Genomic DNA, 15,296 nt, shown 5'->3' with positions numbered 1-15,296 from the left:
GGCCCGGTGGTGGATGGTGTGGTGACGGAGCTCGGTGATGGGTGGCGCGGGGATGGCCCGGTGGTGGGCGGCGGAGTGACGGCGCTTGGTGATGGGCGGCCCGTGGTGGGGCAGTCACGGGCGGCGCGGCGACGGGGCGGCGCGGAGATGGCTGGCGCGGAGATGGCTGGCGCGGTGATGAGTGGCGCGGTGATGACGCGCACGGTTGTGGGTCGCACGGTGTCCGGCTGCACCCCCGCGAGCAACGGGGCAAAGCCGAAGGCGAGCCACCCGTCACCCAACGGCAATGGCGAAGCCGAGGCGTGTGAACCAAGTCCAGCCGGGCAACCGGTCACAAGGCGACCACCGCGCGATTGGGGCTTGACATTGAGTGCGAGATGCTACCGTTGAAGACATCGGCCGGGCACTTATGCCCGGCCTTTTAAGGCCGATGAAGCATCTCGCTAGAGGCTCAATGTCAAGCCCCAATCGCAATCGTCGCGAAGCGGCGATGAATTGCCCCGGCTCGTCACGCCCAAGCCCAGCCACCTGCGCAAGGTGACGTCAGCGCACGGCAGCCGCCCACTCCGCTGGAACAGAACACGGTCAACGCAAGCCGACCCGCCACAAAACCCCAGAACCCCAGTAAATCCGTCAGCAAAACCGCCGCACAAACCCAAACTCAAAGCATGATCGTAGGCGTGACCACAGTCCGCCCAGGCTCCCCACGAGAATTCACCAAATGCACCAAGATCTGGGTCGTCCCAGCCGGCACGTCCGGCAGCACAAACCGCCCCCCGTCATCAGCCCGAGTACAGGAAGACTGATGATCGGCCACCCGGACCTCGACCTCGTGCTCCCCGGCCGGCACCAGCCACCCGTCGATCCGGTGCCGTGACCCGGTCGAGGTGAAGTTCACCATCAACGTCAGGTTGTCGACCGTGAACGTGATCGTGCCGGTCTGCCCCCCGCGAACCCCGGCGAACGACCCCGCACGTTCCCACCGAGCCACCTCCACGTCCAGGGACTCCAGGGCGATCGCGAACTTCACCCGATCCACCAGGTCGGCGGGTGGCGGGTCCAGTTCGTCGACGAGCCTGTTCAGCTCGGAGAGGACTGCGGTGTCCTCAGGGCCCCTGCGGTCGTCGCGCGGGTCGATCTCGTTCACCGCGATCCTCCTTCCGTCTCCAGGTAGTTGCGCAGCAGTGTCAGACACCGTCCCCTGGTCGGACCGATGCTGCCGTGGGGCATGGCCAGTGCCTCGGCGACTGCCCGGTACTCCGCGCGGCCCGCGAGCACGGTGAGTCGGAGCAGTTCCTGGCACCTCGTGGTCAGGCGGCCGAACGCGAGCCACAGGCGGCGGTCGCGGTCGTCCAGCAGCGTCACGTCCTCCGGCAGGCCGGTGTCGGACTCGAGCTGTTCGGCGTATTCGTCGGACAGGTGCGTCTCACGCTTGTTGGGTGTCCAAGTTCGGCGTGCTTCACGCCTCGTTGTGACCACCAGGTAGCCGACCAGGGCTTTGGGCTCGTTGATGTTCTCGATGTTCTTCAAGAACGCCAGCCACACGGTCTGCACCACGTCTTCCGCGGCGGCCCTGTCCAGGCCCTGGCCGCGGGCGACGTGCCACAGCAGCGGGGTCAGCTCGGTCACCAGGACGTCCAGCGCGTTGCGGTTGCCCTCACGTGCGGCTTCCACGCACATCGCGTGTCGTTCGGTGCCTTCAAGCCCGTCCCACGGCGGACGGTCATCCGCCGTGTGCAGCTCGTCCATGCAGCACCTCCGATCGGCCGCCCTGTCAGCGCCGTCCGCCAACTCATGAAGGGCTAACTGGGCGGTAGATACAAAATTCACTCGATTGGAGCAGTATCGCCGCCGCGGTGAGGCTCATCTTCCTCCGGGTATGCCAGCGGCCCGTGATTCCCCCTCCGAGTCACGGGCCGCCAGTGGTGGGAGCCCGCGCCGGCCGGCACCCCTCGAACCGGCTGACGCGTGCTCCACGCCTGAACAAAGCGCTCATCCAAAAAGAGCGGAGCTCAGGCGAGCAGATACAGCCTCCGACGCACGAAGAGCCGACGAGGCTCCGCGATTCCCGAAAGCACACGGCAAAGACCGTTATGGTCTAGACCATGCCGATTCTCGAAGTGATCGCACTGGACGTGAGGGACGCCGTCGCCGCGCAGGCGGGGGGCGCTGACCGGCTCGAACTGGTCGCCGACATGGCCTCGGACGGACTCACGCCGTCGGTCGCCACCTTCAAAGAGGTCCAAGGCGCCGTGGACATCCCGATCCGCGTGATGCTCAGGGACGCCAAGGGGTTCGCGCCGGGCAACCTCAAGCAGTTGCGCCGGCAGGCGTGGGAGCTCAGGGAGGCGGGCGCCACCGAGTTCGTCCTCGGCTTCCTCGACGCGGGGGGTGAGATCGACGAGGGCGTCACGCTCAACCTCATCGCCGAACTGGAGGGCTGCGCGTGGACCTTCCACCGCGCGCTCGACAACTCGAACGACGTCTTCCGGTCCTGGGAGATCGTGCAGACCCTCGGCTGCGACACGGTGCTCGCCGCCGGCAGCGCGAAGGGTGTCGAGGACGGAATCGAGAACCTGAAGAAACTCCTCGCCCAGGCTCCTCCCGCACTGCTCGTCGGCGGCGGTCTGCAGGCTCGCCACGTCCCAGAACTGCTGGCAGCGGGCGTGAACGGTTTTCACGTCGGCAGCGCGGTCCGTCCGTCCGGCTGGGACGGACCGGTCGATTCGGCATCGGTTCGGGAATGGGTGAATCGTCTGGTCTAGACCCTTGCCCTGGTCCGTTCTACAGTCACGTTGCTTCCTGTGGAATGGCTGTTGCACTATATGCAATGCGGAGGGCGCGATGAGGCTGAAGGCACTTGTGGCCGTGCTGGGCGTGGGCGCGGTGGTCGCCTGCGCACCGGTGCAGTCCGGACCGACCAACTCTGGCACCGACGAGCAGACCGGGCAGTTGCGGGTCTGGTTGTTCGACGAGGTCAACCGAGGTCCGAAGGAAGCCGTGGTGAAGGAGGCGATCTCCGAGTTCCAGGGCAAGCACAGCGGCGTCACCGTCGACGTCCAGTACATCCAGGTGTCGAGCCGGGCGGAGCGCTTCAAGGCCGCGTTCAGCGACCCGAAGAGCGCTCCCGACGTCGCCGAGTTCGGCAACACCGACCTCGCGGGCTACGTCTCCGCCGGCGGCTTCTCCGAGCTCGACCTGGGCAAGTGGGACGAGTCGAAGGACCTGGTCCCGTCGATCCTCGACACGGCCAAGGTCGACGGCAAGACGTACGGCGTGCCGTGGTTCGTCGGCGTGCGCGCGTTGTACTACCGCACGGACGTGTTCACCGAACTCGGCTTGAAGCCGCCGACGACGTTGGACGAGATCGCGACCACGGCTCGTGAGATCCGGCAGCGCAAGCCCGAACTCATCGGCATCTCGGCCGGCGGCAAGTACCTGTTCGCCGCGCTGCCGTTCATCTGGGCTCAGGGCGGGGACATCGCCAAGCAGGACGGTGGCAAGTTCACCGCCACGATCGACAGCGCCGAGGCCAAGGCCGGTGTAGCCAAGTACACCGAACTGATCAAGGACGACATCTGCCCGCCCGCCACCTGCGCGGGCAACGGCGGTGACGCGAGCATCGAGGCGTTCCGCGCGGGCAAGGCCGCGATGACCATCGGTGGCGACTTCAACCGCAAGTCCGTGGACGCGTCCAGCGCGGCCGGCAAGTACGGCGTCGTGCCGCTGCCGGGCAAGGACAAGGGTTCGGTCGCGCCCGCGTTCGCCGGCGGCAACCTGCTCGGCGTCATGAAGGGCACGCAGCGCAAGACGCTCGCGAACGAGTTCACGCAGCTGCTCGCGTCGAAGAAGTACCAGCAGAAGATGTACACGGCGATGGGCAACCTGCCGACGTTCAGCGACGTGCAGAAGCAGGTCGCGGACTCCGACAAGTTCCTGGAGCCGTTCACGAAGACCCTGCAGTCCGGCACGAAGTTCGTTCCCGTCACGCCGGCGTGGGCGAAGATCGAGGCCCAGACCGTGGTGCCGACGATGCTCCAGGAGATCGTCACCGGCGCGAAGAACGTCGACACGGCCACCGCGGACGCCGCCAAGACGATGAACGCGGCCTTCACGTCGTGAGCGTGACGGCCAAAGGCCAGGGGCGGACCGCGTTCGCCTACCTGGCTCCAGCGCTGCTGATCCTCGGGGGCCTGCTGGCCTACCCGATCTATCAGCTGGTGCTCATCTCGCTCTACGACTACGGCCAGGAACAGGTCAGCGGCGGCGCGCCGCTCGAGTTCCTCGGTCTCGGCAACTACCAGAAGCTGTTGGGAGACCAGCAGTTCTGGGGCGTCTTCGGGCAGACCGTCGCCTTCGCGGCGGTCTGCGTGGTCGGCACGTTGCTAGTGGGCGCGTTCCTCGCGATCCTCGCCACGAGGGTCCGCACCTGGGTCCGGATGACGTTGTTCCTGGCGGCGCTCGGCGCGTGGTCCACGCCCGCCGTCGCCGGCTCGACGATCTGGCTCTTCCTGTTCGACGCGAACTTCGGGTTCGTGAACGAGGTCCTGGGCATCCAGGGCTTCTCCTGGACGTTCGACAAGTGGACGGCGTTCGGACTCGTCGCGGCCCAGGTGATCTGGTGCTCGTTCCCGTTCGTCATGGTGACGCTCTTCGCGGGCATCAAGGCGATCCCCGGCGAGGTGCTGGAGGCCGCCGCACTGGACGGCGCGTCGGCGTTCCGCACGGCGTGGAGCGTCACTCTGCCGTTGCTGAAGCCGATCATCCTCGTGGTGACGATCCAGTCGATCATCTGGGACTTCAAGGTCTTCACGCAGATCTACGTGATGACGAACGGCGGCGGCATCGCCGGGCGCAACCTCGTGCTCAACGTCTACGCCTACCAACAGGCGTTCGCGGCGTCGGAGTACGGACTGGGCGCGGCCATCGGTGTCGTGATGACCGTGCTGCTGCTGGGAATCACGATGTTCTACCTCCGCGCGCTGCGGCGGTCGGGGGAGGTCCTGTGAGGCGCTGGCTGACCGAGGGCTTCGTCCTCATCGTCGCCGCGGTGGTGGCGTTCCCGCTGTTCTGGATGGTGCTCAGCGCCTTCAAACCGGAGGACGAGATCATCTCGGCCGACCCGGTGCCGTGGACGACGCGGCCGACGCTCGACAGCTTCACGCGGGCGCTGACGGTCGCGAACTTCGGGCGTTACTTCCTGAACAGCATCGTCGTCGCGGTGATCGTGGTGCTGCTGAGCATCGTGATCTCGTTCCTCGCGGCGACGGCGCTGACCCGCTTCCGGTTCCGCAGCCGGACGACGTTGCTGATCATGCTGCTGGTCGTGCAGATGGTGCCGGTCGAGGCGTTGACCGTGCCGCTGTTCTTCCTGATGCGGTCGGTCGGGGACAGCGTTCCGGTGTTCGGCCTGAACCACCTGGGCTCGCTCGTGCTGGTGCACCTGGCCTTCAGCCTGCCGTTCGCGATCTGGATGCTGCGGGGCTTCGTCGCCGCGGTGCCGGTGGAACTGGAGGAGGCCGCCACCCTGGACGGCGCCTCGCGGTTCCGGTTCCTGTGGCAGGTGCTGTTCCCGCTCGTCGCGCCCGGCCTGGTGGCGACGTCGGTGCTGTCGTTCATCCACGCCTGGAACGACTTCCTGTTCGCCAAGACGTTCATCATCTCGGCCGTGGAGAACCAGACCCTGCCTCTGGCTCTTCAGGTGTTCGTCAAACCCGACCAGAACGATTGGGGCGCGATCATGGCGGGCTCCACCCTGATGACCATCCCTGTGCTCGTCTTCTTCGTGCTCGTGCAGCGCCGGCTGGTGTCCGGTCTCGCGGGGGCGGTGAAGGGATGAACCTCCTCCCGCGCCCGGTGTCCTACGTGGACGGCGGGAGACTCTGCGACTACCAGGGCTGGCAGACGGTCCTCGTCGACGGCCCGCCCGGCGGCTACCGGTTGCTCTCGTCCGACGCCGGCGTGCTGATCGAGGCGAACGACGCGGCCGGCGAGATGAACGCGCTGCAGACCCTGCGGCAGTTGCTGGGCGCTCAGGCGTTCCGGGCCGCGGGCGAGAAGCCGGCGGTCATCCCCGCGTGCGAGATCGTGGACCACCCGCGGTTCGCGTGGCGTGGCGTGATGCTCGACGTGTCGCGGCACTTCCTGCCCAAGCGGGAGGTGCTGCGGTACGTCGAACTGATGTCCGCGCACAAGCTCAACGTCCTGCACCTGCACCTCACCGACGACCAGGGCTGGCGCTTCGAGTGCAAGCGCTACCCGAAGCTCACCGAGGTCGGGTCGTGGCGGGAGGACTCGCGGTTCGGCGACCGGCGCTCCGCGGGCATGGAAGGCAGGCCGCACGGCGGTTTCTACACCCAGGACGACCTGCGGGAGATCGTCGAGTTCGCCCGCCAGCGGTACATCACGGTGATCCCGGAGATCGACATCCCCGGTCACTCGCAGGCGGCGATCGCGGCCTATCCGGAACTGGGCGTGCACGGCGGTGGCGTCTGGACCGACTGGGGCGTCAACGAACGCGTGCTCAACACCGAGGAGTCCACAGTGGACTTCTACCGGAACGTGTTCGACGAGCTGATGGACGTCTTCCCGGCGGAGATCATCGGACTCGGCGGCGACGAGGCTCCCGGTCACGACGGCGAACTGGTCAGGGCGATCGCGAAGCACATCGTTCGCGCCGGACGGCGGCCGTACGGGTGGGACGAGATCCTCGAGTCGGGACCGCTGCCGGCGGGCACGGTCGTCGCGTCGTGGCGCGGGGTCGAGGGCGGTATCACGGCACTGGGCGAGGGCCACGACGTGGTGATGTGCCCTGAGCAGCACGTTTACCTGGACTATCGGCAGTCCGACTCGCCGGACGAACCGATCCCGGTGGGAACGGTGACCACGCTGGAGGACGTCTACGCGTGGGATCCGGTGCCGGAAGGTCTCACGGGCGAGGAGCCCGGACGGCTGCTGGGCGCGCAGGCGAACATCTGGACCGAGCACCTCGACTCGGCCCGGCGGGTGGACTACGCGGCGTTCCCGAGGCTGGCCGCGTTCGCCGAGGTCGTGTGGTCCCCGGCGGAGAAGGATCCTGATTTCCTGCAACGACTCCAGGAACACCATCTCCCCAGGCTCGATGCCCTGGGGGTGGAGTACCGGCCCCTCACCGGACCCCACCCCTGGCAACGGCTTCCTGGCGTTCCCGGGTTTCCACGCTGATCACGCTTACACGGCCGCGTCTTCCTCGGGCATGAGGATCCAGGCGGCGACGTAGAGGACCGCTCCGGTGCCGAACCCGAGCAGCGTCGCCGCCACGAGGATGATCCGCAGGATCGCGGCGTCCACGCCGAGCGTCTTGGCGAGACCGCCGCAGACGCCGGCGAGCATCTTGTCGCTACGGCTCCTGCGGAGCTTCTTGACCTGGTCAGTGGCTTCGTTGAGCACGTTGTTCGTCATGGCTCAAGGTTCGTCGAAACGAAGCCCCGGCACATCGGTGACCACCCCGAACCCGACCCTGATCCCTGCCCGAGACCCCAGGGTTCAGTCGAGGCAGAACTCGTTGCCCTCGACGTCCTGCATCACGATGCAGGACTCGTTCTCCTCGTCGGCCTCCATCACGCGCACGCACACCGCGCCGATCGCCTCCAGCCGCCTGCGCTCGGCCTGAAGCGCGGCGAGGCGGTCGCGGCCCACCATTCCGGTGCCGGCCCGCACGTCGAGGTGCACCCGGTTCTTCACGGTCTTGCCCTCGGGAACGCGCTGGAAGAACAGCCGCGGGCCCACGCCGGAGGGGTCGTTGCAGGCGGACCACGAACCGTCGGTCTCCGGCTGTGCGTCGTAGCCGAGCACCACGCTCCAGAACTGGGCGACGCGCTGTGGTTCCGTGCAGTCGAAGGTCACCTGGATCTGCTTGATCGAGCCCATTTCCCCACCGTAGTCGTACTCTGAGGCTCATGGAGTCCCCTGAGGAGCTCGCGTCAGGGCTCGACCGCGCGGGGTACCTGCCGGACGGCGGGGTGGCCACCGCGGCGTTCCTCGCGGTCGCGATGGGACGGCCGCTGTTCCTCGAAGGCGAACCCGGCACCGGCAAGACCTCGCTCGCGCTGGCGCTGGCGAAGTCGATGGACGTCCCGCTGATCAGGCTGCAGTGCCACGAGGGCATCGACGCCACGCAGGCCCTGTACGACTGGGACTACCCGCGTCAGCTCATGCATCTGCGCGTGCTGGAGACGCGCGGTGAGGTGGACGAGGCCTCCCTCTACACGCGACGGTTCCTGCTGGCCCGGCCGCTGTTGCAGGCGCTGGAGACGGCGCCGTGCGTGCTGCTCGTGGACGAGATCGACCGGGCGGACGACGAGTTCGAGGCGTTCCTGCTGGAGGTGCTGTCCGAGAACGCGGTCAGCATCCCCGAGTTCGGCGAGATCAGGGCCACGACACCGCCGCTGACCGTGCTGACCTCGAACCGGACCCGCGAGGTGCACGACGCGCTGAAGCGCCGCTGCCTCTACCACTGGCTGGAGCACCCCAGCCTGGAGAGGGAGGTCGCGATCCTCCGCCGCACCCTTCCCGGCCTCGACGAACGGCTCGCGCGCAAGGTCGCGGAGGCGGTCCAGCAGATGCGCGGTCTCGACCTGCTGAAGCCGCCCGGCGTCGCGGAGTCGCTGGACTGGGCGCGGGCGTTGCAGGCGCTCGGCCGCACCGAACCGGACGTGACGACGCTCGGGGCCGTCCTGAAGTACCGGGAGGACGCGGATCGCGTGATCGGGAGCACAATCGTGGGATGACGGAAGCCTGCGTCGGGTTCACCGGCGTCCTGCGGGGCGCTGGACTCCCGTGCGGGCCGGACCGCGTCCAGGCGTTCCTGCGGGCCACCGAGCACGTCGACCTCTACTGGGCCGGGCGCCTCACGCTGTGCGCCGACCCGGACGACCTGCCGCGCTACGACGCCGCGTACCGGGCGTACTTCGGCGGCACCCCGCCGCGTCCACGCACGACGATCGAACTCGACTCGGTCACCGTCGGCGTCGCGGCGTCCGATGTGGAAGTGCTGAAGCACAAGGACATCTCCGAGTTCGACGCGGCACCGCTGATCGCCAGGCTGACCCCGCTCCCGCCGCGCAGACGGTCGCGCCGGCTCCGCAAAGCCCGTCGCGGCCGGATGGACCTCGCCAGGACCGTGCGCGCGATGATCGAGACCGGCGGAGAGATCGCGTTGCCGCGCCACCGCCGTCGAGGCGTGAAGGCACGCAGGCTGGTGCTGCTGATCGACGTGTCCGGCTCGATGGCCGCCTACTCGGACGCGCTGCTGCGGTTCGCGCACGTCATCGCCCACGCCATGCCCGTCGAGGTCCGCACGATCGGCACCCGGCTCACCCGCGTGACCCGCCAGTTGCGCGAACGCGATCCGGAACGCGCTTTGCGAGCCGCGGGACGGGCTATCCCGGACTACGAGGGCGGTACCCGGCTCGGCGACTCGCTGCGGCGGTTCAACCAGCAGTGGCGGCAGCGAGGCGCGGTGGTCGTGCTGTTCAGCGACGGCTGGGAACGCGGCGACCCGACCCTGCTGGCGACCGAGATGGCGAGGCTGAGACGCTTGAGCCACAAGGTCATCTGGGCCAATCCGCACGCGGGCAAACCGGGCTACCGGCCGTTGCAGAGCGGAGTGGTCGCGGCGCTCCCGCACGTCGACACGATGGTCGCGGGCCACAGCGTGCACGCTTTGGAAGAACTGCTGAAGGAGGTGCGCCGTGCGTGATGTCCTCTACGACCTCGCCGAACGGGTGGCGAACGGCGAGACGGTCGGCGTCGGCACGGTGGTCGCGACCTTCAGCTCGGCACCCCGGCCGGCGGGCGCGGCGATGCTCGTGACGCAGGACGGCGAGGCGGTCGGCAGCGTGTCCGGCGGCTGCGTCGAGGGCGCGGTCTACGAACTGGCGCAGGAGACCGGCGGCCCGGTCCTGCAGCGCTACGGGGTGAGCGACGACGACGCGTTCGCCGTGGGGCTGACCTGCGGCGGGATCATCGACATCTACGTCGAGAAGATCAGCTCGGAGACGTTCCCGCAGCTCGCCGAGGTGGTGGAGACCGTGCGTGCCGAGGAGCCGGTGGCGGTCGCGACGGTCATCGAGCACCCGGACGGCATCGGGCGCCGCATGGTCATCTGGCCGGACCGGCGTGACGGCAGCCTGGGAAGCGCACGGATCGACGACGCCGTCACGGACGACGCGCGCGGCATGCTGGCGTCCGGCCGGACCGGCGTGCTCCAGTACGGGCCGGACGGGCAGCGGCGCGGCGAGGGCATGAGCGTCTTCGTGAACTCGTTCGAACCGCCGCCGCGCATGCTCGTGTTCGGAGCGATCGACTTCGCCGCCGCGATGGCGCGGCTCGGCGCGTTCCTCGGCTACCGCGTGACGGTCTGCGACGCACGACCGGTCTTCGCGACGCGCAGCCGTTTTCCGGAGGCGGACGAGGTCGTCGTCGCCTGGCCGCACAGGTACCTGGAAGGCGAAGCGTCCAAGCTCGACGAACGCACGGTGATCGCCGTTCTCACACATGATCCGAAGTTCGACGTGCCGCTGCTGGAAGTCGCGTTGCGACTGAAGGTCGGCTACATCGGAGCGATGGGGTCCCGGCGCACGCACGAAGATCGGCTGGAACGGTTGCGCGAAGCGGGTTTGACCGAATCCGAACTTACGGCGTTGTCATCGCCTATTGGGCTCGATCTCGGCGCCAGAACCCCTGAAGAGACCGCAGTTGCGATTGCGGCCGAGATCATCTCCTTGCGGTGGAAGGGAACCGGGCGCCGCCTCAGCGAGCTCGAGGTGCCGATTCATCGGTGATCGGGTTGTTGAACTCGCAAACAGGGAGCAAGCTGAAGTGACCCTCGTCACTGAAGGCCCACCACCCTGGGAGGGTTTCAATGCACATCTCGGTCAACGTCGACGGAGTGAACTACGCCGACGAGGTCGAACCCCGCCTCCTGCTCGTGCACTACCTGCGAGAGCGTTTGGGCAAGACCGGCACCGTCGTCGGCTGCGACACCGGCAACTGCGGCGCCTGCACTGTCCACCTCGACGGCCACAGCGTGAAGTCGTGCCAGATGCTCGCCGTGCAGGCGAACGGGCACGAGGTCACCACCGTCGAAGGCCTCGCCCGCGACGGCAAGCTGCATCCGGTGCAGGAGGCGTTCCACTCCAACCACGCGTTGCAGTGCGGTTTCTGCACGCCAGGCATGATCATGCAGGCGATCGACCTGCTCGCCGACGAGTCGGATCCCGACGACGAGACCGTGCGCAAAGGCCTCGAGGGCAACCTCTGCCGCTGCACGGGCTACCAGAACATCGTGCGCGCGGTTCAGGACGCCGCGCAGCGGATGAAGCCCGGCGCCGGCCCCGTGCAGGAACAACACAGCGACGAGCACGTCAGCTCGAAGCAGCCGGTAGGTGGCGAATGACCGCCACCGCGGAACCGGAGATCGGCAGGGCCCGGCTCCGCAAGGAGGACGCGCGGCTGATCACCGGTCAGACCACGTGGACCGACAACCTGCAGCTGACCGGCATGCTGCACATGGCGGTGCTGCGCAGCCCCATGGCGCACGCCCGCATCACCAACATCGACGTGAGCCGCGCGACGGCGATGCCCGGTGTGGCAGTCGTCCTCACCGGTGAGGACTTCGCCGCGGAGCAAGGATCTCTGCCGTGCGCGTGGCCGATCACCGAGGACATGAAGGCCCCGCCCGCGCCCCCGCTGGCCGTCGGACAGGTCAACTTCGCCGGTGAGGCCGTCGCCCTCGTGATCGCCGACAGCGCCTACCGGGCCGCGGACGCGCTGGAAGCGATCGACGTCGACTACGACGAGCTGCCGGTCGTGCTCGACATGGAAGAAGCGTTGCGGGACAACGATCTCGTGCACGACGACCTCGGCACCAACAAGTGCGCGACGTGGATCTTCGACTCCGCCGAGGCCGGGGTCGGGACCGACGTCGAGGACGAGATCGCGGCGGCCGAGGTCGTGATCGAGCGGACGTTCAAGCAGCAGCGGCTGATCCCGGCGTTCATGGAACCGCGGTCGGTCGTCGTGGACTCCACCGCGGGCATGTTCACGGTCTGGTCCGCGACGCAGATCCCGCACATCCTGCGCTGGATGCTGTCGGCCGTCACGGGCATCGCCGAGCACAAGCTCCGCGTGATCGCGCCCGACGTCGGTGGCGGGTTCGGCGGCAAGCTCCAGGTCACGCCGGAAGAGGTGCTGTGCCTGCTGGTCGCGCGCCGCATGGGCCGTCCGGTGAAGTGGACGGAGTCGCGCACCGAGTCGATGTTGTCCGCGCACCACGGCCGTGACCAGATCCAGAAGCTCACGCTGTCCGCCCGCCGCGACGGCACCGTGACCGGCCTGAAGGTCGAGCTGCTCGCCGACATGGGCGCCTACCTGCGCCTGGTCACGCCGGGTGTGCCGATCCTGGGCGCGTTCATGTTCAACTCGATCTACAAGTTCGCCGCCTACCGGTTCGTGTGCACCAACGTCTTCACGAACAAGGTGCCTACGGACGCCTATCGCGGCGCCGGACGACCTGAGGCCACGTTCGCGATCGAGCGGATGATGGACGAGCTCGCGGTCGAGCTCGGCATGGAGCCGATGAAGATCCGCGAGCTGAACTGGATCAAGCACGAGGAGTTCCCGTTCAACACGGTCGCCGGGCTCACCTACGACTCCGGCAACTACGAGGCCGCGACGGCCCGTGCGATGGAACTGTTCGGGTACGACGAGTTGCGCGAAGAGCAGGCGCGGCGTCGTGCCGACGGTTCTGTCGTGCAGCTGGGCATCGGAATTTCGACCTATACCGAGATGTGCGGCCTCGCGCCGTCCCGTGTGCTGGGCGCTTTGCGTTATGGCGCGGGCGGATGGGAGACCGCGTCGATCCGCATGCTGCCCACCGGCAAGGTCGAGGTGATCACCGGAACCTCGCCGCACGGGCAGGGCCACGAGACGGTCTGGTCGCAGATCGTCGCCGACCGGCTCGGCGTGCCGTTCGAGGACGTTGAAGTGCTGCACGGCGACACGGCCACGTCTCACAAGGGCATGGACAGCTACGGCTCGCGTTCGCTGGCCGTCGGTGGCACCGCTCTGGTGCACGCGGCGGAGAAGGTGCTGGCCAAGGCCCGCACTCTGGCCGCGCACATGATGGAGTGCGACGAGTCGGACGTGGAGTTCGCTTCGGGCTCGTTCTCCGTTCGCGGCACGTCGACCGTGCGGACTCTGGGTGACGTCGTGCTGGCCGCACACGTCGCGCACGACCTGCCCGAGGGCATGGAACCCGGCATGGACGCCGACGCCACGTTCGACCCGGACAACTTCTCGTTCCCGCACGGAACCCATTTGTGCGCAACGGAAGTCGACACCGAGACGGGCATGGTGCGGATCAGCAGGTACGTCGCCGTGGACGACGTCGGCACGGTCATGAACCCGTTGATCGTCGACGGCCAGGTGCACGGCGGGCTCGCGCAGGGCATCGCGCAGGCGTTGTACGAAGAAGCCACGCACGACGAGATGGGCACGCTGACGACGGCGACGTTCGCCGACTACCTCGTGCCGTGCGCGGCGGACCTGCCGGCGTTCCTCACGGACCGCACCGAGACGCCGGCGACGTCCAACCCGTTGGGCGCCAAGGGAGTCGGCGAGGCGGGCACGATCGCCTCGACCCCGGCCGTGGTGAACAGCGTGCTGGACGCCGTGCGGCACCTGGGCGTGCGGGACATCGAGATGCCGATGTCGCCGGAACGCGTGTGGACCGCCTTGCAGGGCAGGCCGGACGAAGGCGCGGGCGAAGTGGCCGCGGGTGGGCTCGGTTCGATCGACGCGCAGGGAGGACAGTCGTGATCCCGGCGGAGTTCAAGTACCTGTTCCCGTCCAGTGTGGACGAAGCCGTGCGGATGCTCGCAGAGGAGGGCGAGGACGCCAAGGTCATCGCGGGCGGGCAGTCGCTCGTGCCGGTGCTGCGCATGCGGCTGGCGGCGCCCACGGCGTTGATCGACATCGGCGGCCTGACCGAGCTGACGGGAGTGCGCGACGACGGCGACTCGTTGCTCATCGGTGCCATGACCACGCACTACGAGGTGCAGCGCGATCACCTGATCCACGACCACGCGTTGCTCCTGAAGCTGGTCACGGACACGGTGGCCGATCCGCAGATCCGGCACCGCGGCACGTTCGGCGGCTCGCTGTGCCACGCGGATCCGGCGGGCGACCTGCTGGCACCCGCGCTGGCCCTGGACGCGGTGATGATCATCGCCGGTCCTGGCGGGCGGCGCGAGGTGCCGGCGTCGGAGTTCTTCGTCGACTACTTCACGACGGCGCTGGCTCCCGACGAGATCCTGATCGACGTGCGCGTGCCGAAGTACACCGGGTGGGGCGCGCACTACGAGAAGCTCAACCGGGTCGCGCAGGCGTGGTCGATCGTCGCGGTGGCGGCGGCCGTGCAGGTGCGGGACGGAGCCATTTCCGCTGCTCGGGTCGGCCTCACGAACGTGGGGTCCGGGCCGCTGCGCGCGTTCGAGGTCGAGGCGGCCCTGGTCGGGCAGTCCGCTTCCGCCGAGGTGATCTCCGAGGCGGCTCTGCGGGCGTCGGCCGGTGACAGCTACAAGGACAACCTGGCCCGTGTGCTGACCGGTCGTGCGCTGACGGCGGCGGTCGCGGGATGAAGTTGACGCATTCGTTCGTGTCGCCGGGGCCCGCCGAGGAGGTGTGGGCGGCGCTGATCGATCCCGAACGGGTGGCGCCCTGCCTGCCCGGCGCCACGCTGACCTCGGTGGACGGCAAGTCGTTCGGCGGGGAGGTGAAGGTCAAGCTCGGCCCCGTGCAGCTGCTGTACCGGGGCACCGGCGAGTTCGTGGAGATCGACCCGGTGCTCCGCCGCGCCGTCATGAAAGCCGCGGGTAAGGACACCCGCGGCAACGGCACGGCGTCCGCGGTGGTGACGTTCGTGGTCGGCGACTCGGTCGACGTGGAGACCGACCTGTCGATCACGGGCCGTCCGGCTCAGCTGGGGCGTGGCCTGATCTCCGAGGTCAGCGGCAAGCTCGTCGACCAGTTCGCGGAATGCCTGGCGAGCACGCTGGGATCCGTGGATCCTGACGAGGTGGCGCAACAGCAGCATCTCCGAGTGGTCCCCGACGAGCCGATCGACCTGATCGACACGGCAGGCGTTCCGGTGTTGAAGCGCGTGCTGCCCCTCGCGGCCGCAGTGCTGGCGGTCGTGCTGTTCGTGGTCCTGCGACGCAGGCGGCAGCGCTGAAGCGTGGGATCCGGTGGTCGGC

Annotated in this window: 16 protein-coding genes; 12 read left to right on the top strand and 4 right to left on the bottom strand. The window is 68.3% G+C overall.

Annotation, left to right across the window (positions count from 1 at the left end):
* Positions 1–661: 661 nt before the first annotated feature.
* The gene (locus tag ACH413_RS14135; protein ID WP_169746023.1) at positions 662–1,138 is read right to left on the bottom strand and encodes a carboxypeptidase regulatory-like domain-containing protein; all 477 of its coding nucleotides are present in this window, start codon (positions 1,136–1,138) and stop codon (positions 662–664) included.
* 5 nt (positions 1,139–1,143) lie between these two features.
* Positions 1,144–1,749 (bottom strand): sigma-70 family RNA polymerase sigma factor, encoded by a 606-nt coding sequence (locus ACH413_RS14130; RefSeq protein ID WP_319975859.1) that lies wholly within the window; start codon positions 1,747–1,749, stop codon positions 1,144–1,146.
* A 356-nt stretch (positions 1,750–2,105) separates the two neighbouring features.
* Between ACH413_RS14130 and ACH413_RS14125 the strand changes: the two genes are divergently transcribed.
* From ACH413_RS14125 to ACH413_RS14105, 5 genes are all read left to right on the top strand, one after another.
* The gene (locus tag ACH413_RS14125) at positions 2,106–2,765 is read left to right on the top strand and encodes a copper homeostasis protein CutC (protein WP_360046481.1); all 660 of its coding nucleotides are present in this window, start codon (positions 2,106–2,108) and stop codon (positions 2,763–2,765) included.
* A gap of 79 nt (positions 2,766–2,844) precedes the next feature.
* A complete protein-coding gene (locus tag ACH413_RS14120; protein ID WP_360046483.1) occupies positions 2,845–4,122 on the top strand; it encodes an extracellular solute-binding protein in 1,278 nt (425 codons plus the stop codon).
* A gap of 2 nt (positions 4,123–4,124) precedes the next feature.
* Complete coding sequence (locus tag ACH413_RS14115; protein ID WP_360046485.1) at positions 4,125–5,009, top strand: sugar ABC transporter permease; 885 nt, start codon at positions 4,125–4,127, stop codon at positions 5,007–5,009.
* Positions 5,006–5,839 (top strand): carbohydrate ABC transporter permease, encoded by an 834-nt coding sequence (locus tag ACH413_RS14110; RefSeq protein ID WP_360046487.1) that lies wholly within the window; start codon positions 5,006–5,008, stop codon positions 5,837–5,839. The genes ACH413_RS14115 and ACH413_RS14110 overlap by 4 nt, the downstream gene beginning before the upstream one ends.
* Positions 5,836–7,203 carry a beta-N-acetylhexosaminidase gene (locus tag ACH413_RS14105; RefSeq protein WP_360046489.1) on the top strand — a complete coding sequence of 456 codons (1,368 nt, stop codon included), beginning with the start codon at positions 5,836–5,838 and terminating at the stop codon, positions 7,201–7,203. The genes ACH413_RS14110 and ACH413_RS14105 overlap by 4 nt, the downstream gene beginning before the upstream one ends.
* A 6-nt stretch (positions 7,204–7,209) precedes the next feature.
* Here ACH413_RS14105 and ACH413_RS14100 read toward each other — a convergent pair whose 3' ends face one another.
* Positions 7,210–7,440: a PspC domain-containing protein gene (locus ACH413_RS14100; protein ID WP_360046491.1), complete on the bottom strand. Its 231-nt coding sequence runs from the start codon at positions 7,438–7,440 to the stop codon at positions 7,210–7,212.
* 84 nt (positions 7,441–7,524) lie between these two features.
* The gene (locus ACH413_RS14095; RefSeq protein WP_360046493.1) at positions 7,525–7,908 is read right to left on the bottom strand and encodes a VOC family protein; all 384 of its coding nucleotides are present in this window, start codon (positions 7,906–7,908) and stop codon (positions 7,525–7,527) included.
* A gap of 29 nt (positions 7,909–7,937) precedes the next feature.
* On the opposite strand from ACH413_RS14095, the gene ACH413_RS14090 reads away from it, so the two are divergent.
* The 7 genes from ACH413_RS14090 (at position 7,938) to ACH413_RS14060 (ending at position 15,274) form a co-directional block, all read left to right on the top strand.
* A complete protein-coding gene (locus ACH413_RS14090) occupies positions 7,938–8,768 on the top strand; it encodes a MoxR family ATPase (protein ID WP_360046495.1) in 831 nt (276 codons plus the stop codon).
* Positions 8,765–9,739, top strand: coding sequence for a VWA domain-containing protein (locus ACH413_RS14085; protein WP_360046497.1), 975 nt, complete (start codon positions 8,765–8,767; stop codon positions 9,737–9,739). The genes ACH413_RS14090 and ACH413_RS14085 overlap by 4 nt, the downstream gene beginning before the upstream one ends.
* Complete coding sequence (locus ACH413_RS14080) at positions 9,732–10,823, top strand: XdhC/CoxI family protein (RefSeq protein ID WP_360046499.1); 1,092 nt, start codon at positions 9,732–9,734, stop codon at positions 10,821–10,823. Before ACH413_RS14085 ends, ACH413_RS14080 begins: the two co-directional genes overlap by 8 nt.
* Before the next feature lie 80 nt (positions 10,824–10,903).
* Positions 10,904–11,437 carry a (2Fe-2S)-binding protein gene (locus tag ACH413_RS14075; protein WP_360046501.1) on the top strand — a complete coding sequence of 178 codons (534 nt, stop codon included), beginning with the start codon at positions 10,904–10,906 and terminating at the stop codon, positions 11,435–11,437.
* Complete coding sequence (locus tag ACH413_RS14070; protein ID WP_360046503.1) at positions 11,434–13,860, top strand: xanthine dehydrogenase family protein molybdopterin-binding subunit; 2,427 nt, start codon at positions 11,434–11,436, stop codon at positions 13,858–13,860. Before ACH413_RS14075 ends, ACH413_RS14070 begins: the two co-directional genes overlap by 4 nt.
* The gene (locus ACH413_RS14065) at positions 13,857–14,681 is read left to right on the top strand and encodes an FAD binding domain-containing protein (RefSeq protein WP_360046505.1); all 825 of its coding nucleotides are present in this window, start codon (positions 13,857–13,859) and stop codon (positions 14,679–14,681) included. Before ACH413_RS14070 ends, ACH413_RS14065 begins: the two co-directional genes overlap by 4 nt.
* On the top strand, positions 14,678–15,274 hold the full coding sequence (locus ACH413_RS14060; protein ID WP_360046507.1) for an SRPBCC family protein: 597 nt from the start codon (positions 14,678–14,680) through the stop codon (positions 15,272–15,274). Before ACH413_RS14065 ends, ACH413_RS14060 begins: the two co-directional genes overlap by 4 nt.
* Positions 15,275–15,296 lie beyond the last annotated feature (22 nt).

Origin of the sequence: Lentzea sp. NPDC020367 (assembly GCF_044387305.1) — a bacterium.
Classification (GTDB): domain Bacteria; phylum Actinomycetota; class Actinomycetes; order Mycobacteriales; family Pseudonocardiaceae; genus Lentzea.
Note: the sequence above shows the minus strand (reverse complement) of the source record. Positions and strands in the feature narration are given on the sequence as shown.

Excerpts from the sequence above, each read along its gene's own strand:
- ACH413_RS14130 (WP_319975859.1), bottom strand. The coding sequence starts at position 1,749 with ATGGACGAGCTGCACACGGCGGATGACCGTCCGCCGTGGGACGGGCTT.
- ACH413_RS14125 (WP_360046481.1), top strand. The coding sequence starts at position 2,106 with ATGCCGATTCTCGAAGTGATCGCACTGGACGTGAGGGACGCCGTCGCC.
- ACH413_RS14120 (WP_360046483.1), top strand. The coding sequence starts at position 2,845 with ATGAGGCTGAAGGCACTTGTGGCCGTGCTGGGCGTGGGCGCGGTGGTC.
- ACH413_RS14105 (WP_360046489.1), top strand. The coding sequence starts at position 5,836 with ATGAACCTCCTCCCGCGCCCGGTGTCCTACGTGGACGGCGGGAGACTC.
- ACH413_RS14100 (WP_360046491.1), bottom strand. The coding sequence starts at position 7,440 with ATGACGAACAACGTGCTCAACGAAGCCACTGACCAGGTCAAGAAGCTC.
- ACH413_RS14095 (WP_360046493.1), bottom strand. The coding sequence starts at position 7,908 with ATGGGCTCGATCAAGCAGATCCAGGTGACCTTCGACTGCACGGAACCA.
- ACH413_RS14090 (WP_360046495.1), top strand. The coding sequence starts at position 7,938 with ATGGAGTCCCCTGAGGAGCTCGCGTCAGGGCTCGACCGCGCGGGGTAC.
- ACH413_RS14085 (WP_360046497.1), top strand. The coding sequence starts at position 8,765 with ATGACGGAAGCCTGCGTCGGGTTCACCGGCGTCCTGCGGGGCGCTGGA.
- ACH413_RS14075 (WP_360046501.1), top strand. The coding sequence starts at position 10,904 with ATGCACATCTCGGTCAACGTCGACGGAGTGAACTACGCCGACGAGGTC.
- ACH413_RS14070 (WP_360046503.1), top strand. The coding sequence starts at position 11,434 with ATGACCGCCACCGCGGAACCGGAGATCGGCAGGGCCCGGCTCCGCAAG.
- ACH413_RS14060 (WP_360046507.1), top strand. The coding sequence starts at position 14,678 with ATGAAGTTGACGCATTCGTTCGTGTCGCCGGGGCCCGCCGAGGAGGTG.